Source organism: Desulfatibacillum alkenivorans DSM 16219 (assembly GCF_900142135.1).
Classification (GTDB): domain Bacteria; phylum Desulfobacterota; class Desulfobacteria; order Desulfobacterales; family Desulfatibacillaceae; genus Desulfatibacillum; species Desulfatibacillum alkenivorans.
This window is the reverse complement of sequence record NZ_FQZU01000060.1, coordinates 1-24,766: the sequence shown is the minus strand read 5'-3', so window position 1 is coordinate 24,766 and position 24,766 is coordinate 1. Positions and strand designations below refer to the sequence as shown.

Genomic DNA, 24,766 nt, shown 5'->3' with positions numbered 1-24,766 from the left:
GTGGGCGCACAGCTTGCTGTGCTTTGAGGACGCGCGGAGCGCATCCCCGGCAGGCACGGGGGCCTGCAACTACACCAAAAATTATACAATCCCCGGCGACTTTGGGCAAGGAGACCCTGCGCCCTACGAAGACTAATTCATCCGAAAATGCATAAATAGCAATGTAGCGTCAGGGCTTGCCCTGCTCTTTTTGAGGCGACCCAAGAAAAGGCGGCAGGGTGGCCCAGGCATGCAATGCCCGGGGCCGAAGGCCAAAAGGCGCGACCGGGAAAGAATAGGGAAATTCGGGAAGTCCGGCGGGCGTATGGAGTTGGTTGAATTCATGCTTTTGTTTGGTTTTGGGAGGGGCGTCCTCCCGCCGTGCATTATTGGATTTCAGGTGACAACAAGGCCGCACCTTTTGCGCTAACGCGCCCAGGCAAAAAACTGCCTTGCCTGGGCCGCCCCCCCACCTGCAAAGGATTAAGCGCCCCCATGCCTGTGGATTCTCCAGGATCTGATCGACGGGATGCTGCCCCACAACCTTTTGCATTTTTGCAAGGATTTACGCATTTCCAGTGGATAAATAGTCATATAAATATCTTATTTTATCCTGAAATTAAGGTCGCCTGCTCGGACTATCATCTCTCATTGGAATTCCGCATTTTTGCTCCGTAAAACTCCCGGAGATGCCTGTTGTGAGCCTATCTTTTGGGGTTTACGGGCATTTTATCCCTGTGTCGGATTTCACATAAAAGCCTATGGAAATCTAAAAATTAATATGCTATGCGTTTTCATCCTGCAAAAGAAACACCCCAAAACGCTGCTAAATGATAATACTGACCGATTAACGGTTTAGTAACAGGTGAACCCATGAAAAAGCGCCCGCTGCGGAACCTGCTTGTTGTCGTTGCATTCCTTGCCTTTATTTTACCCCAGACAGCATTATCCGATACAAATATAAGTGGTTATATAAATTCGGATACCACGTGGACCACCGCGGGCAGCCCTTATATTTTGTCCGGCACGGTGTATGTGTCCCACAGCACCAAGGCGGGGCCCACCGCCACCCTCACCATCGAGGCCGGCGTGGAAGTCTTGTTTGAGTCGGGCGCCTATTTGGCCATTGGCCGGTACAGCAGCGGGTATTACCATGGCGCCCTTCAGGTCAACGGCACGGAAGCCCAGCCCGTGCTATTCTCCTCCAACGCGGCCGAACCCGCGCCCGGAGACTGGAAATCAGTCCGGTTTACCAGATACACCACGGCGGATTCCATTGTGGATCACGCCGTATTTGAATACGGCGGCGCGGCCTACGACGGCATGGTGTATTGCGCGACGGCAAACCCCGCCTTCACCAACTGCATCTTTCGGAACTCCGCATCAAACGGTTTGTACGCGGACTCCGCCTCCCAGCCTGCGTTGACGGACTGCGCCTTCACGGATAACGCGGAAGGCGCGGCTTACATCTATCCCAATGCCACCGGCGCCGTTACAGGGTGCGCGGGAACCGGCAACGGCGTCAATGGAATCCGGGTGTACGGCGCCCACATGACCGAGTCCCTGGTGTGGCATGATCAGGATCTGCCCTTTGTCCTGGAGGGAAACGTCGTCGTACGGTATTCGCAAAAGAACACGGATCCGGCGGTTTTGACCATAGAACCGGGGGTGGAGGTCCTTGTCTGTCCGGGATACGGCATTACAGCGGGCTATTACAGCAGCGGAAAGTATTACGGCGCAATATATGCCGTCGGCACAGCCCAAAAGCCCATCACCTTTACTTCCTATGCGGAAACCCCTTCTCCGGGAGATTGGAAAGGCCTGTATTTCCATTTTGCCTGCGACGGCGCCTCCACCGCTTTGGATTATTGCAACATTTCATACGGCGGACTGACGTATAACGCGAACATATACGTGGACCGATGCGAACCCGCCGTAACCAACTGTTCAATCACCCGTTCTTCGGAATATGGAATCAGGCTTTCCGATGACATTACTCCGGTCATTGAGGACAATGTCCTTTCGTACAACGAATCCTCCGCCGTACATACCTTTCCCACGGGTGTCGGGGGCATGTCCGGCAACGCGGGGGTGGGCAACGGCAGGGACGCCGTTGAAGTTGCAGAGGGACTCCTTCGGGAGGACCAAACCTGGAAGAGCCAGGGCCTGTACTATTACATAGCGGGGGACGTAAGCGTTTATTACAGTGCAAGAAGCGAGGAAAACGCCCTGTTGACCCTGGAGCCCGGCGTCAACATGGCGTTTGCTTCCAGTGCGGGCTTGAAAATCGGCCTATACAGCTACGGCGACTACCTGGGCGCTCTCCATGCCGTGGGCACGGAAGGCGCGCCGATCAAGTTTTATTCGGCCATGGACCCGGCCGTCCCCGGAGACTGGGACGGCATTTATTTCAGAAACGCCACGGACAGCGTCAACTGCCGCATGGAATACTGCACGGTGCAGCATGGCGGCGGCGGGGGCGCGGGAATTCGGATGGTGGACGCCTCTCCGGTTATCTCGGCATGCACGGTCATCAGCAACACGGGCATAGGCGTGTGGGGCGACGACAATTCCTTTCCCGTCCTTTGGAGCAACAATATTTCCGGCAACGAGGATGAGGCGGTGTATCTCGATCCTGACGCCGTGGACGGAACCAAGGACAATTTCGGCTGGGGCAACGGGCTGGACGCCATCCATGTGCGCGACGGCAGGATTTCCTCCAGTTGCGCCTGGCACGCCCAGGAGCTTCCCTATCAGGTTGAGGGCGTTGTCACCGCAAGGGCCGTGTCTGCTACAGGCGATCCGGTCACTTTCACCATTTCCGCGGGATGCACCCTGGCCTTTGAGGCGGATGCATACCTTCGGATCGGGGTTCGCAGCTACTCTTCTTATTACAAGGGAGTTTTACAATGCCTGGGAACGGAAGAAGCTCCCGTCACCTTTACCTCCGCCTTGTGCAACCCTGCTCCCGGCGACTGGGGCGGCATATACTTCAGCGACGCCTGCCGGGGGCCCAGCATCCTCCAACACGCGGTGGTGGAATACGCCGGCAGCGTGCTTTGGAATAGCCAATCCGAGGCCGGGATTTACATGTATAAAGGCGCGCCCACCATTCAATATTGCGATATCCGGGCCAACAAGGGCGCGGGAATTTTCTGCCGGCACGACGACACCAACGACGCCCTGATCCGGTGCAACAACCTGACCGACAACCACCAGGGAATCAAGCTGGATGCCAACGCCCAGCCGACCATTATTAACAACAACTTTGTGCGCAACCGCGACTACGGCCTGATTCAACTGGACGACGAGGGCGTGGACGCAGCCAATAATTACTGGAACAGCGCCGGCGGCCCGGGAACCGGAGGAGACAACGTTTTCGGCAGCGTAAACACGGCGCCCTATCTTACGGCGCCAAGCTCTTGCAGGGATATGCCGCCGGAAAACCTGCCGCCCATCGTTCCCAACAGGCCTGCGCCCGCGGACGGCGGGACGGATGCGGCCATGATCGGGGACGCGGCGGAAGTTTCTTTCTGCGCGGGCGATCCGGACCCGGAGGACTCGGTCACCTACCGCCTGTATTGGGGCGCCGATCCGGAGTCGCTGGCCTACGCCGACACCGTGACCTTGGGCGTTCCCTACGCCCAGGGCGGCCTTGTTCCCGGCGGGACCTATTACTGGCAGATCTGGTCCCAGGACGCGGCCCTGGAACTGGTCAAAGGCCCTGTCTGGAGCTTCACCACCCGGAACCTGCCCCCGACTTTGGGAGACGTGGAGGTGGACGGCGCCCATGACGGAACCACCATCACCCTGGACTGGTCCGGCTACGACCCCAGCGTGCACGGCGACGTGGCCGGATACCGGATTTATCAGCATTCATCTTCGTTCGACACAGTAGCAAGCGCGACCCTGCTGGACTCCGTGTCGGCCGCTCAGACATCCTTTGAGATAACCGGCCTCACCAAAGGCCAGATCTATTGGTTCGCCGTGGTCGCCGTGGATTCGGAAGGCGATTTTGACGAAAACGTCACGTCCGTGCGAGGCGCGCCAACGGACGCCATCCCCCCCGAAGCACCCACCAATCTTAAGGTGGAGTGCCTGGGCGATTCCCTGATCTACACCTTCAAGCCGTCGGCGGACAGCGCAGGCGATCTTGCCGGATACAACGCCTATTGGGACGGTTCGTCCTCGCCGGACGTCCTGGGAACGGACGTTACATCCTACACAAAAACCGAGCTGGATCCAGCGACTCAGTATGATTTTTCACTCACGGCCTTTGACGCGGACGACAACGAAAGCCCGGTGCTTTCCCTGCCGGGCGTCACTCTCATGGCCAATCCCGTGGTCATCACGGCCACGGCCGGAACCGCCTGTGTGGATTTTGTCTGGACGGCTTCCCAGCCGGTAAATCTGGTGGATCACTATAACGTGTACGTGGAGACCGAGGATTTTGACAGCGTTTCCGGCATTCTTCCTGTCATGCAGGCCAGCGGGGCTTCGGCCGTGCTGTGCGGCCTCGAACTTAAGACGACCTACTATGCCGCCGTGACCGCGGTGAATCTTTCCGACGGCGAGAATACCGTGGTGGACGCAGTTCCGTTTGTGATTCCCGCGCCGGTGATCGTCCGGGTGGAAGCCTCCCGCGACGACCCGGTTCCCAACACGGACGATTATTCCATCTCCCTTATTTTCAACACGAGCATGGATACGGGCGTTTCCCCCGCGTTGAACCTGAGCAACACGACAGGCGGAAGCGCTCCCGCCGTTCCCGCGGGCGGAACCTGGCTGACCACCACCCTGACCAACGACACATATCAGACCGGGGATTTTTCCTTTGCCGCAGGCAATGAAGGAACCATCAACCTGAGCGTGTCCAGCGCCCAGGACGCGGACGGCGCGGTCATGGACCCGGCCGCCGATGTGTTCTCTTTTGAACTGGACATGACGCCTCCGCCGGCCGTGTCTCCTGTATTGGACAACGTCGATTGCACCAGGGCTGCATTGGCCTGGGCCGATTACGTTAAGGCCTCCGATCACGCGGGATACAACGTGTACCTGAGCGACTCCGGGGATTTCGCCTCCACGGACGAGGCGTCCCTGATCTCCACGCGGCCTGGTTGGTCGGCGTCTTATACCATTCGCGGCCTGGACCTGGATTCGACATATTATGCAACCATCTGCGCCCGGGACGACGCAGGCAATGTGTCGCCGGTGTCGGCAACGGTGCTTATCGAAACGCCGCCCATCATCCCGCCGGTGATAAACGCAACGGCGGCGCCCGGCCCTGACCCCGACCAGGTTCTTCTGGATTGGGGCGGATACGAGGCGTGCAGCCTCTCGGGCTTCAAGGTTTTTCAATCCTCCTCCACGTTCAGCGACGTCACGGACATGAGCGCCGTGGCCAGCGTGGGGTTGAGCGAGGGGAACGAGTACACGGTCAGCAACGTGGATCGCACCGCAACCACCTATTTTGCGGTCGTGGCCTATAACAGGGACGGCGGGTGCAATCCCAATGTCACGCCCATCGCCTGGACTGATCCTTTTGCAGGAGACATTGACGAAGATACGACCATCGGCGCCGGCGATGAAAAGGAAGTGGTCATTCATCAGACCATGACGGTCAGGAGCGGGGCGACCCTGACCGTAGCCCAAGGGGCTTGGTTGAAGTTCGAGGCGGGCGCGGGATTGGTGGTGGAGGACGGCGCCTTGATCGCCCAGGGCTCGGCGCTCTACCCTATTGTGTTCACCTCAGCGGAGGAAAACCCGGCCAAGGGCGATTGGGAGGGGATAACGCTTCAGCAAAAGGCCGGGGGCTCCGACCTGACCCATGTGTTCATCAATTACGGCAAGGGACTCACCGTGGACTCGTGCTCGCCCGCCACCGAAGCCCTGACCTTTTACAACAACGCGGATCACGGCCTGCTGGCCAAGGGCTCGGCGGTTGTGACGGCGGCCAAGACCCTGACGGCCTACAACACGGCCGGCTTGGAAGCTCAGGATCAGGCCGGCTTGACTGTGAACGGGTCGGTGATCAAGCGAAACGCAACCAACGCGGCGGGCTCCTCCAGCACAACCCTGGACGCCCAAACCAATTACTGGGGCGTGAGCGACGCCGCAGACATCCCCGGCACGCTTTCAGGAGACGTGGATTACACCAGCCCCTTGCTTTCCGAACCCTGCCTGACTCCGGCCATTGGCACGGCGTCCGGCCGCACCCTCATCTCCCAGGAGGACGTGACCTTGCGTCTGGCCTGCCGGACCGCGGCGGAGATGCGGATTTCGGAGGATGCCGCCTTTATCGGCGTGTATTACCAGGAATTCGCCCAGGAGGCGGTGCACTCCCTGTCCACCGGCGGGGGCGCCAAAACCATCTATGCTCAGTTCCGCAGCATCACCGGGGACGAAAGCGAAGTGGTTCAGGTGGATTTGACTTATCTTACTGGCGGCCCGGTCATCGAATCCTTTAACATCACCGAGGGCCAGGTCATCACCCGGCCCTACACCATCGCGGCCGCGGTCCAGTCTCCCCTGGGGATGGAGGAGATTGAGCTGTACATCGACGGCGCTTTGGTGGAGGAGTCCGGCGCAACGACCATTGACCACACCTGGGACGTGAGAAATTACGCCAGCGGCGTGCATACCGTCACTATTGAGGCCGTGGACAATTCCGGCGCCCTGCTCATTGAAGACCGGAGCGTGATTGTGGAAACCGGACCGCCTTTGGCGCCGGTCCTGACCTCTCCCGAGGCGGGCCTGATCCTGGCGGACGAGCTGGTGACCGTGGGCGGCGGCGCCGAGCCCAACATAGGAATAAGGATTTACGTCAACAGCGTGTTTGCGGGCTCCACGCTTTCGGACGGCAATGGAGATTTTTCCTTGTCGAACGTGGAGTTGGCTGAAGGGGACAACCGCATCAAGGCTTACGCCGTGGACGACATAGGAACCAGCCCGGCTTCCAATATGGTCTTGATCGTTTTGGACACGGTCATGCCCGAGGCGCCCCAGAACCTGAAGGCGGAGGTCAATGCGGGCTCCGGCATTGGATTGGAATGGGAGTATTCCTCCGCCGGAGAAATTCCGGTCGCGTACAATATTTATAAGCTGGACAGTTATTTCAGCGACGTCTCTGAGGCGGCGCTGCAAGGCCAGTACGTCAAAACCACTGAATGGTACGAAACCAATCCTGGGACGGCGGTCTGGTATTACGGGGCGACGGCCCTGGACAGCGCAGGCAACGAAAGCGGCCTGAGCAACATCGTGCAAGCCGAGTACGATTCCCAACCGCCCAACCTGTATATCTACTATGTGCCGGAGGCCGACGCTTACGGTCCCGGGCCTGTGGAAATCCACATGTTTTCGGACGAGGAAATCCTGGGTAATCCGTATCTGGCGTTCAGGCCGAGCCAATCCTCCGGCCCGGTCGCGGTGGGCCTTAATCCGGTGCAAGGGGAGCCTTTGTCCTGGACCGGCGTGTTCACGGTGACCGCTTCCATGGATTCCGGTCCCGTGGGGGTATACTCCGGAGCGCGGGACGTATTCGGCAACACCTTCAAGGGGATTCCCAACGGTCCGGCTTTGGTTCTGGACACCCAGGGCCTGACCGGAACTTTGGCTTGCGATCAGGGATTTGTCATCAGCATCGCCGGGTCCACGGATTTGGATCTGACCCTGACGTTGAGCGAGACTCCGGGGGAAGCGCCTCAATTATTCTTTACTTCTCCTTTGGGGGCTCAGACGGAAATCGTCCTGGCCGGCGCTGATGAGGAGTACACCGGAACCCTGACCGTGGACGCCTCCATGGGCGCAGGCTCGGGCGTGTTCACCTTTGCCGCCGTGGACGATGTTGGCAATTCCGTGAATACGGAGCCGGAAAACAGCATCCTGGAGCTTTATGACACGGCCCAGCCGCCAGCGCCCCAGGCGCCCGGCTGGCTCACGGCCGAATCCGGCCCGGCGGGCGTAATCAACTTGGAATGGGGCGCCAGCTCCAACGCCTACACCTATCGCGTGTATCGAGGGGAGGGCGCCTGCCCCGGCGGCGCGCCCACCCTGGCCGCTCAGGATATTGCAGGCCTGACCTACGCGGACGCGCCTCCGGCCGACGGAACCTACCGGTATGCGGTCGCGGCCGAAAGGTTGGGCGTGGAGGCCGTTCTTACCGGGTGCGTGGAGGCGGTTTCGGACGCTACGCCGCCCGGCCCGCCGGAAAACGTTTACGCCGAGGTGCAGACCCAAGGCGTGACGATCACGTGGGACGCTCCTTCCGCTGGCGAAACGCCTTCCATGTACAAGATCTATCAGGACGGAACGCTGGCCGGCAAAGTATTGGAGGGCGCCGGTCTGAGCTTTATGGGCAAGCCCGCTGCCGGCGGAATCGTGGCTTATACGGTGAGCTCTGTGGATGCCGCGGGCAACGAGACACCGGCCGCCGCCGTGGAGATCAATCTGGCCGTGGGGCTGATTCACAGCCTCAAGGCCGAGTTATACGCAAATCAATTCCCCGTGCTTTCCTGGGAATGCGACGATCCACAGGCGACGGCGTATAATGTATACCGGGAAGGGGCTTTGCTTACGGAAATCCCCATTGGTGACGCCTCATACACGGACCAAGGCTTTACCTTGACTTCCGCGGCCAGATACAGCGTGGCCGCGGTGGACGATGAAGGCCGGGAAGGCCCCAGGCGCTCGGTGACGGTGCATCCCGTGACCATGAAAGTGGCTGCAAATCCGGACGGCGCAGGGCTTCACACCTTCCTGACAGCCAGTTCCTTTAACAACGTGGTCGTCACCATAACCAATCACGACCCCTCCCAGGCGCTGGCTCTGGACGGCGTGTCATTGATTCTCGCCTATGACGGCCAGGACAAGCAAACCGCGGACCTGAACGGCGAGACCATCCCCGCCGGCGAAAGCAGAAGTTTTGTTTTCTGCGTTCCCCTGGACGGCGCCCTGGAAGACAGGATCGCCAAGATCAAGGCGTTTGTGGAATACCCGGACGACGGCATGGTGGAGTATTGGTCGGGCGACCGCCTCCCGTACGTGCATTATCCCACGGGCATGATCAACCTGAGCATTCCCGCCAGCCCCAAAGCGGGAGTATCGTTGAACGTTCAGGCGTGCCTGGTGAATAAAGGGCACGATGTTATGGACGTCATCCTGGCCCGCAACGGAGGCCTTTCCGCAGGCGACATCTACGCCGCCATCCGCACGCTTGACGGATTGGAGCTGTCCCGGGGCTACTGCGTGGGATATCCGGCGGGCGCGGCGGCCATGGCGGACGGAACCTTGTATTACACCCTGGCGCCCGGCGCCGAGGTGTGCGTGGACGTCCAGGTTCTGGTTCCCTCCAGTGTGCAGGAGGGGGACGACCTCCTGGTTTTCGCCGGGGTGGAGAAAGTCTATCATGACCTGGGCCTGGATACGGAGTCGTCCACGGGCCCGGTGGAGGAAAAGCTCCTGGCTTCGGCGGAGGTTTTGCCGTATTACGGCACGGCCCAATGCGACCAGGACGCTTATACGGACGGGGCGGCGGTGGTTATCAGCGGTTTCGCCCGCGACACGGCCACAGACGCTCCCGTTGGCAATGCTCCGTTAAAGATCGGCTTTGCCCTCTGGGGATTCACCTGGTACGAAGAGGCGGTTACCGAGGCTGACGGCTCTTACGTCTTGAATTACGTCCCCACCCCGGGCCTTTCGGGCCGGATTACGGTCTGGGCCGCCCATCCTGATAATGAAGACGTGCTGGCGCACGATGTGTTTTCTCTTCAGCGCCTGTATTGCACCACCCCAAATGTGGAAATCCGGACCACCCGGTCCAAGTCTCTGGATTTTGAAGTCAACCTCATGAATCCGGGAACCACGAACATGGCCCTGGATTCGGGTTCTTTTACGGCCTATGTGGAGGATCAGGACGGAAACCAGACTCCCGTAGACGATTTGGATTTTGACTTTAACTTCGCCTCCGGCGAAATCACCGTCCCCGCCCAGGGAAGAGTGTATGCGCCATGCACCCTGCACACCGGAGCGGACGCGCCGGACGAGGCCATAGCCGTATTGACGTTCACCTCCAGCATGGGCGCCACGGCGGTCATGACGGCCACGGTGTACTGCCTGCCGGCCAATCCGCTGATTGCCGTGGACTCCCCGGAACAGGGATATCTGGATCTTGCCATGGACCGGGGCGGCATCAAAGCCCGGACCGTGACCTTCAGCAACATGGGCATGGAGACCCTGGAGAACGCCAAGATAACGCCGCCGGAAAGCATTGGCTGGATGCAGACCAACCTGCCTTTGGACGGGGAAGGAAAGGTCAGCCTGGGCGACATCGGCGTGGGCGAGTCCAAATCCTTTGATGTGGTTTTGGCTCCCCCGGATGATACGGAATTCGGATACCACAACGATTCCTTTACCGTGTCAGGGGATAACACGTCCCAGGAGTTCGAGATACCTGTTTACGTGAACATCACCTCGGCCCTGAAGGGGGCGGTTCTGTTTGTGGTGGACGACATCGTCGCTCAAAAAGTGGAGGGCGCCAAGGTGCGGCTGTACAACAACACCATTGGCGTGCAACTGGATGTGGTGGAAACCGATGAGAACGGGCAGGCGCTGATTTCCGGCATTCAGGAAGGCATGTGGTCCTGGCAGGTGACCGCTTCGGGCTGCAGTGCGGAAACAGGGGTGGTGGAAATCATCCCGGACCAGACCGTACAGGAAAATTGCGTCCTTTCCCGGAGTTTCGTAAATATCAATTTCTCGGTGGAGCCCGTGCCCTTTACGGACCGGTACGAAATCGTCCTGGAGCAGACCTTCATGACCCATGTGCCCATGCCGGTGCTTGTGCTGGATCCCTCGTACAAGGAATATACAAACGTTGTGGCCGGGTTCTCGGACACCTTCAGCGTGGAAGTCAGCAACGTGGGGTTAATGGCCGCGCAAAATCTGACCATAGAATCCTTTAACGTGTCCTGGGGCTCGCTGGTTCCCTTGATCGAGTACGTGCCCGTACTGGGCGCCAACCAGAGTATGATCATCCCGTATCGGATGTGCTATTTCGGCGATGAGGAAGATGCCGGGTCTTCGAGAAAGAGCAGCGTGAATTCGGCTGACGCCCTGTTTCCTATATCCAAACAAGGCTCCCGGCCCTCCAAGAGCGGCTGGAGTGAACTGCCGGACCCGGACGACGGAGATTGGGAGGATTTTCTGGACTGCGTCCTGGGCGGGTACCAGGGGCTGGGCAAAGCGCTCAAGGCCATGATATCGCGCATGATGGCCAACGGCGTATGCATCACCAGCGGCGGGGCTGTCCTGGCGGCGGCCACCATGTTCCTGACCTTGAAAGCCATGGCCGACGTCATGCAAGGCCCCTGGGATTTTGTAGCCAATGTCTTTAGCTGCCTGTGGCAGAAGATATTCACAATCAAGGATACTGGGTCCGTGCCCGACGCCCCAGCCGGAGTGTCGGGCAACGGGGCCTGGACCTATGGAGGAGGCCCGCCCTGTTTCGCCCCGGGAACGCCTGTTTTGATGGCGGACGGAACGGAAAAGCCCATTGAGCTTGTGGAGGCGGGCGACAATGTCATGGGCTTTGACGGCAGGCCGGACAAGGTTATCAGAAAGACCAAACGACGAGCGCCGAGCCTGCGTGAGCTATGGGTGGAGCAGGAGGACGGCGCAGCGCAGCGCATCGTGACCACGGACGGCCACCTGTTTTACACCCGGGAAAACGGCTGGACCAAGGCCATAAAACTGGATGTGAACGACGTCCTTTCCAGGCCGGGCAACCTGCCCGCAAGGGCGACCAGGAACCGGATGATCGACAAGGAATCCGAGGTCTACAGCCTGGACGTGTCCAGAAACCGGTCCTTCTTCGCGGGAGGCGTGCTTGTTCACGAACGCTGCGGAGCCGGGGAAGGAGGCGCTTTATGAAAAAGACAATCTCCTTCATCAGAGCTGCCGGTTTGCTGTGCCTGCTTCTACTTTTGGCGACAGGACAAAAGGCCCTGGCCGTGCAGGAGTTCCGGGGCGTGTGCGCGGGCGTTAAAATCCAGATTTTACAGGAACTGACCTTTGAACGGGTGGGCTTTCTGGCCGCCCTGGAGCTTACCAACAACGAGTCCGAGGCGCCGATCACCGATTTTGCGGCGGCCCTGACTTTTATCAAGCCTGCAACCGAGGAGGGAGAGGAAGATACGGACGCCTCTGACTTGTTTTTTGTCGCCCCGCCGGATTTGACCAATATTTCGTCCGTTGACGGAGACGGAACCATTCAGGCCGGAGAAACCATAACCATTGAGTGGTTCATCATTCCCATGACGGACGCAGGCGGAATCGAGGCCACCGGCCAGTTGTACCAGGTGGGTGCCATTCTTTCCGGCTCCCTTTACGATACGGAAATCGATCCCGCCACCCTGGAGGTTCATGCCGACACCATCACGGTCAGGCCCGAGCCCAGGCTGGCAATCACCTATTTACAGCCCCGGGATGTGGACGGGGACGATCCTTTTACGCCGGACGTGGTGGAAAGCCCCATCCCGTTTACCTTGGGCGTGCTGGTTCATAACGACGGATACGGCGCGGCCCACGATGTGCAAATCCGGTCTGAGCAACCGGTGATCGTGGAAAACACCCAAGGCCTGATTCTGATAGCCCAATTGCTGGGGTGCCGGGTGATGGACTCTCCTTTGGATGACGCCAACCTGACCGTGAACCTGGGCGACATCGAGCCGGGAGGCTGCGCCAAAGGCGCCTGGGACATGATCACGAGCCTTTCCGGCGAGTTTGTGGATTTTTCGGCCACCTACACCCACAGCACGGATTTGGGCGGCGAGGATACCTCCCTCATCACCAGCGTGGACACCCATTTCATCGCCCAGGAGGTTTTGTGCGATCTGCCTGGCCGGGACGGCATCCTGGATTTTTTGGCGGACACGGACCGGGACGAGGCAATGATCCCGGATACGGTTTACGAAAGCGACTGCACCACGAACCCGGTCAACCACCTTTCCGGCGCCGCGGTCATCGGCGGTGAAACCGTGGCTACGGTTACGGTGCATGCGGACGTGGAGGGCTGGGTGTATATGCGGGTGGAGGATCTGGCCCAGTTCACCCGGGAGATCGATCAGGTGGTGCGCAACGACGGCAAGGCGCTGGCGGAGCCCAACGCCTGGCTGAATATCCGTTACGATCCCATGACCAATGATCGGAGCGAGTATTTGAACCTCTTCGATTTTGTGAGCATCGGGGATTACACCTACACCGTGACCTATACGGACCCTGCGCCGGACTCCACGGCTCCGGTCACCACCCTGCGTTTTTCCGGCTCGTCCTCGACGCAGGAAGGCGTGACCTACGTGACCCCGGACACCTGGCTCTACTTTACGGTGGAAGACGCCAGCCCGGTGGGAACCATGGTGCGCGTGGACGCGGAGGGGGACTTCGCCCCGGCTTATCCCTTCTTTATAGACGAGTCCGGCGTGCACACCATCGAGTATTACTCCAAGGACAGCGAGGGCAACACCGAAGAGGTCAAGACCGCTACAGTGGCCGTGCCCGGCGGGGGGCCGGCCGTGGACGGCTTCGGCCTGGACCTGAGCGCACTGTACGCCGCCGGAAGCATGACGGCCCTGCGGCCGGATTCCTTGCGGATCACCGCCACCGTCGCCAGCGACGCGGGCTATGTGGACGCCCAGGTGGATGTGTTCTCCGGCGTCCTGGCCTGGCCGACCCTGGAAGGCGTCCCCTCCACCCCGACGCAGAGCGATTCCGCAACCCTGACCGTGGGCGGAGTTTTGGCGGATTTTTACAAGTATCAGCTTAACGGCGGGGATTGGAGCGCGGAGTATTCGGTATCACAAGCCATTTCCCTGAGCGGGCTTGGCGACGGCCGGCAAACGCTCATTGTGAACGCGCGGAACGCCCACGGCGATTATCTGCCGGAAGGCGACGCTTTGACCGTGACGTGGAGCGTGGACTCTTCGGCGCCGCCTGTCATGGGGCATGCGGAGTTTGCCGTTCCTTCGGCGGAGGACGAGGCGCGGTTCGGTTTTTCCGGCGCGGACATGTTCCGGTATCGCATTGACGCGGGATATTTCCATGCGGAGGCGCCCATTACGGAAACCGTGGAGCTGGATCGTCTGACCGAAGACACGCACGTGCTGGACTTCATCGGCAAGACAGGCGTTGACTGGCAAAGCCAGGACTCGCCCACGACGTTTACGTGGCTGGTGGAATATATGTACGGGCATGACTTCAGCGATTTGGCCTTGATGCGCACCATGCAATCCCAGCAGGCCGGGCAGGATTTGGACGTGACATGGGACGGCAGGGACGACGCAGGCAACCTGGTCCCGGCGGGATGGTACACCATCCGCCTGACCCTGACCGATTCCCTGGGCAACGTGGATTACGCGTCCCAGACCGTGGAAATCCGCGAGATGGCCGGAACCGCCGTCAGCGGCGGCGCCCAATCCTCCAACCCGGACGCCAAGGGCCGGTTCGCGGTCTGGCAGAGCCAGAAAACCGGGACCTGGAACATCATGGCCCTGGATCTGGCCAATGAAGCGGCGTCTCCCTACGCGGTCACCACGGAGTCTTTGAATCAGCAGAACCCGGCCACGGACGGCAGGATGGTCGTGTGGGAGGCTGTGCAGGCGGACGGCGTACGGGATATCATGGCCAAGGACCTGCTTGCCGGAACCGAGGCGGTGAACATCACTTCGAGCGCGGATACGGACGAACAGAGGCCGGACGTGCATTGGCCCTTTGTGGTTTACGAGGCCAAGGCCTCGGACAACCCGGACGATCCCTGGCAGATCAGGATTTACGACCTGGTAAACAATACGACCGTGAGGGCGGATTCCTCGTCCTTTGACCAGCTTTACCCCACGGTCTGGGGCCGCTGGTGCGCCTGGCAGGACATGCGGGATACGGGATGGGGCGAAATCTACATGGCCGACATCCTGACCGGCGAGGTGTACCGCATCACCGACAGCATCGACGGCCAGTATCGCCCGGACCTGGGGGCCGGCTGGCTGGTATGGCAGGATAACAGGGAAGGTCAGAACGACATCTTCGGCTGCCCCGTTTTCGATCGTAAGGTCCGCCGTTTGACCGCCACCGGTGAAAACGAAACCCTGCCCAGCATCAACGGGCGCTTTATAACCTATGAGGAAGACAGCATGGGCGCGGACATGCAGAATATCCGCATCCTGGTTTTGGGAACCGGCGCCTGGATGCAGTTGACCGGTTCTTCCACGCAAATGGAATCGCCTTGTCTGGCGGCGGGCAAGCTGGTTTGTCAGTCGGGATCTTCGGTGAACATCGTCCCGATTCCCAAAACCCAGGCCGTGTTTTCGGGCGCCAACTGCGTGGTCGTCACCCAGGCCATGGTTGACGCTTACTCGGACGCGTACACCCTGCTGGAAGACTACAACGCCAAGGCGGGGGCGGCTTCCGTGTCGCGCTTCACGTCCCTGGCGCCCGCGCCTGTCATGGAAACCGCAGCGTGGGTGGAGGGCGCGGCTCAGGGCGAGAATTTCAGCCTGGAAGCCGGAACCTTTGTATGGACGGATTTCGGCGCCGCCAACCTGCTGGAACTGGGCATGGAAGGCAACCCCGTCCCGGCCCTGGCCGAAGGCCTGAACGTGCTGTCAGGTTCGTATTTCCCGGACGATTTGACGGCCTGGAAGCTGATCAAGTCTCTTGGCGTTGATAACGTCAACGCTGTGCGCGGTCTTAACGCCGCCGCCGGCCGCTGGTCGGTCGCGTATATGGATGCAAACGGCGAACTCGCCGGGGAGGACTTTGTCATCCCGGCGTCAAGCGTTGTGCTTGTGGACATGGCTCAGGCCGTGAACGATTGGAATCCTTGGGAGGAGCAATAATGAAACCCCTTGTTTATTTGCTGACCATCGCCGCGCTGATTCTTAGCGCGCAATCGGGCCATTGCCTGAGCCCCGAAGCCCTGGACGCCATGCTGAAATCCGGCGACCCGCCCACGGTGGTGGACGTGCGTCCGTCCTTTCATTACACCAAATCCCACATTCCCGGCGCCATCAATATTCCGGCCAGCGTGTGCCAGGAAAAAAACCTGCCTCCCTTGGGCCAGGTGGTGATTTACGGCGACGGCATCGTCATCGAATGGGAGGACGAATGCCTGGATTCCCTGAACGCGCGGGAAGGAATTTCGGCCGAGCAACTGGAAGGCGGGTTCACCCGGTGGACCGCCCTGGGATACGAATCCACCGGCCCCAGCGGGCTCAGCGAGGAAAGTTTTCATTATGTGACCTACAACATGCTGTCACGCGCCGTGGAAACCAACCCGGACGTGCTGCTGGTGGACCTGCGAAAAGAAGGCGCCCGGAAAGACGGCGGGGAGGCTTTGACAAACCTGCGGGAGTTGTTTCCCAAAGCCCGGGTGGTTGCGTCGGGCCGGAAATCTTCCGGGCTGGTGGATAATGCCAACGCCCGGGACCTGCTGGCGCTCATCGACAACGGAGACGGCAAAGCCCAGGAATACGCCCGGCGCCTTCGGGCTGCGGGCATGCATCGCTTTGTCATCCTGGCCGGCGGCGAGCCCACCCTGCAATCAAGGGGTAAGCCCGGAAAGAAGACCATCACCAGGGAGATATCGCAATGAAAAAAATATGTTGCATAGTTGCAGCGGTGATGATCCTGGCGGCGGGGCAAGCCGTGGCCGAGCCCGGCGTATGCCTTTTGGACGTAACCCCGGGCGGGTTTGACGTCCTGTGGCAGGCAAACCCGGACGGCGAGCCTTCTTTGACTGTCTATACCGACAGCGCGGGAACCATCGAGGCGGGGGACGAGGTGATTGTGCAGGCCTTTCCCCTTGGCGGCGGAGATCCCCAGGCGTCAGACGCTTACGAGGCCATGTCCGCCAAATACGCCTTTCGGGAAAAAGCCAAAGCCCTGGGCCTGTATAAAATCCGGGTTTCCGGCCTCAAGCCGGACACGGGCTATTATTTTACCGCGGCAATTGCCTATGAAAGCGGCGAAACCCTGACCTATCCCGAAACCGGAACCCGCTCGGTTAAAACGCCCAAGGCGGCCGGATTCGCAGTAATTACTCCCGTGTTGACCGTGCGGCTGGACGACGGGTCCGGAACGCTCGACGCCGAGGGCTATGTAGCTTCCGCGTTTTGCCCTCAAACCCGGCACGGGGTTTCGGCCTACGTGGGCGACGGCGCACAAGACGATACAGTCAGCCTGAATCTGTCCAATGTGTTCGGAGAAGACGGCGTCAATTGGACTCCCGAGGGGGAAAAGGAGTTGATCCTGGTGGTCCTGCGGGGAACGGACGGTCCGCCCGTGTGGGCGGCCATCGCCATGCAATTCGACCAGGAATTCGCCGTGGCCGAGACTCAATCCCTTGCCCTGGAAACCACAAACCAAGGCAGAGAAATCTACGAGGCGGGCCTGAGCCTGCGCGTGCTGGCCTCCAATCTGGACCAGCCCTGCGCCTGCTCCATATCAGACCCTGGCCAGGACGGCATTCAACCTAAGGACATTCTACACCTGCTGCAACAAGCCGCAGGCTACTAAAAACAAGATGGGGTCAAATCTACGTTTGACGTTTGAGCCGCAACTCACTTAATAAATGGCTAAAAAAGCGCGCCTCCGGCGGCACACTTTTAAAAAAGTTTGATCAAAACCTTAAAATGGCGCTTCGCGCAAGAGGCGTCTATCTTGTTCCCATGGTCCCCATTAAGAATGCATGTTAGCGCTGATTTACCGCCGCTGTGTCTCGTAGGGGCGCCGCTTGCCGCGCCAGTATCTTGTTGGGGCGCCGCTTGGCGCGCCCGCGGGGGGGGGTGGGCCTCCCAATCCTTCCATATCGGGAATCCAGTGTCTTTGTCCTTGGTTTTGTGCCGCCCGGCGGATTAACGACCCGACAAGGCCGCAGAGAGGATGGTTGGGCGGCTAAGCAGAAAAAGTTATTGAGTTTTTGAGAGACGTCCCCCGAAAGAAAAAGTTATTGAGTTTTTGAGAGACGTCCCCCGAAATGAAAGACGTCCCCTGAAATCCTGAAATCGTTGCGCAGCGGGATTTGCAGGCATAAAAAAAGGGCTGCCCGAAAAATCGAACGGCCCTTGGAATTGTCTTTATGGCGGGGACGACGAGACTTGAACTCGCGACCTCCGGCTTGACAGGCCGGCGTTCTAACCAAAGCTGAACTACGCCCCCGCAATGGGTGGATCTTTTTCCTTCCTGCGCTGAATTCCGTTGCGTTGGCCCCGTGTCCAACTCAAGTGGAAATGGCGATTTACCAGATGTTTTTTAAAAGGTCAACTGCCTTTTTCACCCAACACCATTTTTTTTTAGCCGCCTTTTTTGGCCGTCTTCCCTGCATGCCCCCAACAGCCTGACATCGGGTTTATAATCTTGACATGCGCTTGTTCCGGAGTGTTAGCTATTACATATAATCATAAAATAATACGGTCAGCATTATCTTATCCACGGTTTATACGACTTGTATGGAGGGACTGAAATGCAGATTCAAAAAATCGGTTCGGCGTTTGCGTCTCGAAAATTGCGTCAGGCGGGAATGGTTTTTATCATTTTTGCAGGCCTGATGCTTTTTTTATGCCCAATGTGCAGCGCCTGCACAACAACCATTGTCACCCCGGGAGCGTCCGAGAGCGGGGCCATGTTTGTGTCCCATTCGGATGACGGGCATCTTGGCGACGCCCGTTTGATGTACGTTCCGGCCGAGGATCATAAAGCGGGAAGCTCCCGCCCGGTGTATTTTGACGCCGTTTCCATCGGGGAGTTGCCGGAATACGCCAGCTTCACCTATTGCCGGTATACGGGGACCTCCCGCGGCCCGGATTATGAAAATCCCGGGGCTCCCCAGACGGAGCCCTTGGGATACATCCCCCAGGTTTCCCACACCTACGCCTATTACGACGGGAATTATGGGATTATGAACGAGCACCAGCTGATGTTCGGGGAATGCACGGACGGCTCCAAGACAGACACCGATGTCAAAAATAAGAAACACATGCCCGGGCCGAAACGTTTGTTTTACAGCGCGGAGCTGGCCCGCGTGGCCTTGGAGCGTTGCAAGACGTCCAAAGAAGCGGTGAAGTTGATTGGCGACTTGATAGATACGTACGGATATTACGGAACCGGGGAAACCCTGCCCGTGGCCGACCCCAAGGAAGCCTGGGTCATTGAAATGGTTCCCGGCCCCAAGGACGTTCCGGGGTTGTGGGTCGCCCAGAAAGTGCCGGACGGGGAGGTGTTCGTCGCCGCTAATGAGCTGCGCATTCGCGAGATAGATCCGGACAACCCGGATCAGCTGTACGGCAGGCATCTGTATTTCACCGCGGAGGCCATGAAATGGTGGAAGCCCGAAGACGGCAAGCTGGACTGGCTCCGCACCGTCAGCAAGGGGGAGTATAACCATCCCTATTACTCGCTTCGCCGGGTGTGGCGCCTCATGACCAAGCTGGCGCCATCGCGTGATTTCAGCCCCTGGGTGGACGACGGCTTTACCACGGCCTATCCCTTTTCCATCAAGCCTGACAAAAAACTGGCCCGGAAAGACGTGATGTCCTTGCATAGGGATCATTACGAAGGAACGGAGTTTGACATGACAAAGGGCGTGGCCGCAGGCCCCTTTGGGTGTCCGTACAGAATCCTGGGGCCTTACGACGCCGGCGGAGACGTGAGCGATCCCTCGAAAAAACTGGAAGGCGCCTGGGAGCGCCCCTTGTCTGTTTATTACTGCACCTACGTGTTTGTGTGCGAAGGGCGCAGCAGCCTGCCCGATCCCATCGGCGGGGTCCTTTGGTTCGGCAACGGCAAGCCGTCCGAGACCTGCTTTACGCCATTCTATGTGGGGTCGACCGCCGTGGCCGCTCCTTACAAAACCTGCGACGCACGCTATTTTACCCGCGATTCGGCCTTTTGGGCGTTCAACTTCGTGGAAAACTGGGCGGCCTTGAACTACAAGCATATCCACCGCGACATCGAATCCAAACGCAACCAAATGGAAAAAGGACTGGAAGACGCCGTCCGCGAAATGGATCAAGAGGCCCTGGCCGCTTACAAAAAGGATCCGGAAAAGGCGCGGGCCATGTTGACGGAGTTCAGCGTGAGCTCGGCTAATGACACCTTTTTGACGTGGCAGGCATTCGGCGATCTTTTGGTGGCAAAATACGCTGACGGCGGCCTTAACTATCCCGGAAAACTCAATATCGAAATGGGATATCCCAAGGAATGGCGGGACGCCACAAGCTGGCCGCACGGGCCCATCAAATACGACATGCCCGATAAGGAATAATAGGATCGGCCGCCGGCGGCGGATTGCCGAACTGCGCCTCCGGCGGCGAACTGCTGAAAAACAGAAAAGCATGCCTCCGGCGGGTCGCTTTTTTGAAAAAAAGCTCCGCAAAAAACGGTAAATGGCGCTGCGCGAAAAACAAGGCAGGCTGTAACTCCGTGATTCCTGAAGCTAAGGCTCGGATGATTCCAGAATTCGAACGAAGACTTGCAATATGTAAATCGCCTCTTCAATCCCGATGCTGTCGTCGCCGTTTACGTCCGCGAACATGCTGAGGCAGGGCGGCCCATCCAGGCCTGAGGCGATTTGCAGGGAGACGAGCGCGTCGTCCAGATTGACCGCATTATCGTTGTTTACGTCGCCTTCAGCAACGGAGTCCTTGCCCACCTCTCTGAGCGCGTAGGAACTCCAGGGGCAGAATCCGCCCACCGTGTTCAACCAATAGTCCAAGTCATCCTCCACATGCGAAGGCCGGCCGTCGCACAGCTCCATGGACATTTCGGCAAGCGCCCATTGATTCGTGACATGATGCCAGCCCCAGCAGTGGTTGACCCCGCCGTTTCCGGCGGCGATGTTTCCGTTGATGTGCATGCGGCGCTGATCTTCAGGCGCCTGCAGCTGCGCCTCGACTTGCGCGATCGTTGCCGGGTTGGAGGTCGCTGCAATGAAGTTTTCCGAATCCGAATATCCGCGTAAGGCGAATTCGAAATAACGCACCTCCCCCCAAGCCGGGCTCAGGCAGAACAAGCCCCTTATAAAAAGCGCTAAACAGAGAGTCTTTATTATCTGTATAAGATGTTTCTTTTTCATGTTTGATATGCGATTGCTAAGGGCGGCTGTTTACAAAGATTATAACTGGGGAATACGCGGAACGCACGGAGTTTTTTTTGGATCAGATCAAGCTCTTGGCGTCCCTGGCCAAGGTAGGGGCGCTGCTTGCGGCTTCCGCGCTGTCATTTCCTAACGCCCCATGGGCAATCCCGCTCCCGGAATCAAGGGCGCCTCCCGGAATTCATATATCCCCCGAATGGGGGATTCATCCCATGAAGAAAACATGGTAGGGATTCCCTGTTTGAAAAGGACGAATCATAAAACGATTCCTCCCCAATATGTGCGGAGCAGGCGATGGACCCAATCATGAAAATCAGGCCCGAAAATAAAGACGACCACGATGCAATCTCCAAAAACACCATCGTTGCGTATGAGGATTATCCGTTCAGGCAGCAGACCGAACACCTGATCATTGACGATCTAAGGAAGGCGGACGCCCTTACAGTTTCTTTGGTGGCGGAGGTCGACGGGCAGGTCATAGGGCATATGGCCGTGTCGCCCGTGACTATATCCGACGGGGCCAGCGACTGGTACGGATTAGGCCCGATCTCGGTATTGCCTGAGTTTCAGGGACTGGGCATTGGCGGCAAACTTATCAAAGCAGGCTTATCCCGCCTAATGAACGGCATTGGAGGTCGCGGCTGCGTCCTCGTGGGGCCGCCCAATTTTTACTGCATGTTCGGCTTCACAAATTATCCGCAGCTGATTCATGAGGATAGCCCTCAAGAGCTGTTCCTCGCCCTGCCGTTCGCGGGGAAGGTCCCATGCGGGACTGTCAAGTTTCACCCTGCGTTTATGCAACTGGCGGAGGTTGAAAAAGACGTGGTCGTCGATGTCATCATAGACTACGCCATGGCCGGCGTGAAGATGGATCTTGAAAACCCAACGGTGCAACGCCTGATCGATAAAGGCATTTTAATGGAAATGCCGGGCCATAAAGTCATCATGCGGCCGACAGTCCTGGAGGAATATGATCCGCGTCTGGCCAGCCTCACCCAATTCAGAATGACGGAAATGGGCCGCGTCCACAAAAATCCGTTCATGGCGGCAATCAAGTCCTGACGACTAATTAGCCGCGAAAAGGATTTTTTGCCTCCGGCGGCAAAGCTGCCAAAGACAGAAAAGCATGCCTCCGGCGGCAAACTCTTTTTCTTCACGCCGCAAAGCGGCAAAAAGGTTTGATCAAAAATTTTTTAATGGCGCTTCGCGTGAGGGGCGGGGAGGCTGAAACTCCTCACGCCCCAATGCCCTGGACCACGTAGGGGCGCCGCTTGCCGCGCCCGCGCAGGGGCAAGGTTTTCCTGCCTGAATGAACCACGGAAAACGCGGAACGAAAAATTTCCTAGGCGTCCCGCGCCTTCCGGGTTTGGAATCTATCCTATAGTCCGCCGTACTCGGCGGAGGTCATTTCCATGGCCACGCCGGACCCGGCGTTGATGGCGTTCATCTTGCCCAAAACCTCGGGCAGGATGGTCTTGATATAAAACCGCGCCGTCTTGACCTGGCCGTTATAAAAATCCAGATCCTTTTTCTTGGCGCCGTCCGCAAGCTGTTTGGAGGAAATTTCAGCCCGCCAGAGCAGCATCCACGCCATCATCATATCCCCAAGGACGTTCAGGAAGGGCAGGGAATGGGCGAAGGCGGTCATGAATTCCGGAGACGCGGCTCTTTTCAGGATCCCTTCGGCGGTTGCTGCGAACGCGGGAATTGCCTGCTCAAGATCCTCGGCCAGATCCCTCAGCCCTTCAAACTCCTTGGCCCGCGAAACCGTGGCTTGCATCTCTTTCAGCAGATGCGCGAATACGGCCCCTTTTTTCCGCCCGAGCTTACGCGCCAGAAGGTCCATGGCCTGGATTCCTGAGGTGCCTTCGAAAATCGAGGTGATCTTGCAATCCCTGGCGTACTGCTCCACCAGGTAGTCCCGGGTGTAGCCGGCTCCCCCAAAGACCTGAATGGCCTGGACGCAGACCTCATGGCCTTTGACGGCCAGGTAGTCCTTGATGGACGGGGTGAGCATTTCAAAAAGATCGGAATAGATTTCCCTCTCCTCTTGCGTGGCGGCCGTCTCCATGCGGGTGGAGCAGGAAACCAGATAGTGGAAAAAACTCCGCATGCCGTCCACGTAGGATTTCATCCACAAAAGGTTCCGCCTCACGTCCGGATGCTCGATAATGGGGACGGAGGGCGCGCTTTTATCTTTAAAATCGGCGAGGCTCCTGCCCTGGATGCGCTCCCGGGCGTAGTTGACCGCTAAAAGATAGGCCGCCGAGGCATAGGAAAGCCCTTGGAGGCCCGTGCCCATGCGCGATCCGTTAATCATGTTGAACATGATGTTCATGCCTTTTCTCTCTTCACCCAAAAGGAAACCCGTGCACTTCCCTTTTGTGCCCAGAGACATGGAGCAGGTGGCGGAGCCGTGAATGCCGAGCTTTTCCTCCACGCCCGTGCACACGATGTCGTTCCGGCCGCCGAGAGATCCGTCTTCATTGACAAAGTATTTGGGCACGATAAAAATGGAGATTCCCGAGGTCCCGGGGGGATCTCCTTCTATCCTCGCCAATACCGGGTGAATGATGTTCTCGACCAAATCGTGCTCGCCGTTGGTGATGAAAATCTTGTTTCCGGTCAGGGAAAAGGTTCCGTCCTGGTTCCGCACAGCCGTGGTTTCCAGTGCGCCCACGTCGCTCCCGGCGCAGGACTCGGTGAGGAGCATGGTCCCGCCCCATTTTCCGGCGACCAGATTCGGAATGTACGTGTCTTTCTGCTCCTGCGTGCCGTACAGATGGATCATCCTGGCCGTGCCAATTCCCATCTTGGCGTATCCGCTCACGGCGTAGTTGGCGGCCAGAAAATACTCAGCCACCGCATAGGCGATGTGACCCGGAGCCCCTTGGCCGCCCATCTCCTGGGGGACGCCCACACTCTGCCATTCGCCTTCCAGTATTTTTTCATGGACCGGCCGGAAGCACTCCGGCGTCTTCACCACGCCGTTTTCAAATTTCACCCCTTCTTTGTCCCCTTCGGCCAAGGTGGGAAGAATTTCCTTGATGGCGATGGCCCTGGCTTCCCTGAGGATCATTTCGCAGGTCTTTTTGTTGAATTCCGCATATTTTTCATTGGCAAGGATTTCTTCGGCCTTCATCTGCTCCCAGATGACAAAATCAAGGTCCCGCTGGTCGATCAATTGCTGCGCCATGTGATTGTCTCCTTAAAATTTTTTTTACTGTGATGGCGCCAGCCTCGACAGGCTGATGTCGGCGCCCTTTTATTTACACAAACGTGTGAATAGTATACGCTCAAATATACTTGTTTTTCAATATTTTTTTTGAAAATTATTTATCTTTATTTCAAAATGTTATGTTGTAGTAGCTGAACGAGTGTTCGTTCCAATATTTCAAGCTGTTGAAAAAATGGCAGGGCGTTAAACGCCGTCGGCGAACCGCCGAAAAGCGAAAAAACCGAGAAGCGAAAAAGCATGCCTCCGGCGGCGAACTGCCCAAAAGCATGCCTCCGGCGGGTCGCTTTTCTGAAAAAAAGCTCCGCAAAAAACCTTTATATGGCGCTTCGCGCGGGAAAGGGCAGGCAACAATAATCTATATAACATATTGTTATTATGAATAATACATTATTTTTTCACACTATACCATAGTA

8 protein-coding genes and 1 tRNA gene are annotated in these 24,766 nt (G+C 58.3%); 6 read left to right on the top strand and 3 right to left on the bottom strand.

The window, feature by feature from the left end; all coding sequences use genetic code 11:
- Positions 1-996 precede the first annotated feature (996 nt).
- From BUE18_RS25630 to BUE18_RS25615, 4 genes are read left to right on the top strand one after another with little or no spacing between them, the layout of a single operon-like run.
- On the top strand, positions 997-11,904 hold the full coding sequence (locus tag BUE18_RS25630) for a right-handed parallel beta-helix repeat-containing protein (protein ID WP_211482844.1): 10,908 nt from the start codon (positions 997-999) through the stop codon (positions 11,902-11,904).
- Positions 11,901-15,860 (top strand): hypothetical protein, encoded by a 3,960-nt coding sequence (locus tag BUE18_RS25625; protein WP_073478989.1) that lies wholly within the window; start codon positions 11,901-11,903, stop codon positions 15,858-15,860. Before BUE18_RS25630 ends, BUE18_RS25625 begins: the two co-directional genes overlap by 4 nt.
- Positions 15,860-16,615: a rhodanese-like domain-containing protein gene (locus BUE18_RS25620; protein ID WP_073478988.1), complete on the top strand. Its 756-nt coding sequence runs from the start codon at positions 15,860-15,862 to the stop codon at positions 16,613-16,615. The genes BUE18_RS25625 and BUE18_RS25620 overlap by 1 nt, the downstream gene beginning before the upstream one ends.
- Positions 16,612-17,538: a hypothetical protein gene (locus BUE18_RS25615; RefSeq protein WP_073478987.1), complete on the top strand. Its 927-nt coding sequence runs from the start codon at positions 16,612-16,614 to the stop codon at positions 17,536-17,538. The genes BUE18_RS25620 and BUE18_RS25615 overlap by 4 nt, the downstream gene beginning before the upstream one ends.
- A 563-nt stretch (positions 17,539-18,101) precedes the next feature.
- On the opposite strand, the gene BUE18_RS25610 is transcribed toward BUE18_RS25615, so the two are convergent.
- Positions 18,102-18,180, bottom strand: a tRNA-Asp gene (locus BUE18_RS25610).
- A 304-nt stretch (positions 18,181-18,484) separates the two neighbouring features.
- Between BUE18_RS25610 and BUE18_RS25605 the strand changes: the two genes are divergently transcribed.
- Complete coding sequence (locus BUE18_RS25605; RefSeq protein WP_211482843.1) at positions 18,485-20,284, top strand: dipeptidase; 1,800 nt, start codon at positions 18,485-18,487, stop codon at positions 20,282-20,284.
- Between the two features lie 171 nt (positions 20,285-20,455).
- On the opposite strand, the gene BUE18_RS25600 is transcribed toward BUE18_RS25605, so the two are convergent.
- Positions 20,456-21,001, bottom strand: coding sequence for a BP74-related protein (locus tag BUE18_RS25600; protein ID WP_139264937.1), 546 nt, complete (start codon positions 20,999-21,001; stop codon positions 20,456-20,458).
- A 420-nt stretch (positions 21,002-21,421) separates the two neighbouring features.
- On the opposite strand from BUE18_RS25600, the gene BUE18_RS25595 reads away from it, so the two are divergent.
- Complete coding sequence (locus BUE18_RS25595) at positions 21,422-22,177, top strand: GNAT family N-acetyltransferase (protein WP_139264935.1); 756 nt, start codon at positions 21,422-21,424, stop codon at positions 22,175-22,177.
- Between the two features lie 316 nt (positions 22,178-22,493).
- Here BUE18_RS25595 and BUE18_RS25590 read toward each other — a convergent pair whose 3' ends face one another.
- Positions 22,494-24,311 carry an acyl-CoA dehydrogenase gene (locus BUE18_RS25590; RefSeq protein WP_073478984.1) on the bottom strand — a complete coding sequence of 606 codons (1,818 nt, stop codon included), beginning with the start codon at positions 24,309-24,311 and terminating at the stop codon, positions 22,494-22,496.
- Positions 24,312-24,766 lie beyond the last annotated feature (455 nt).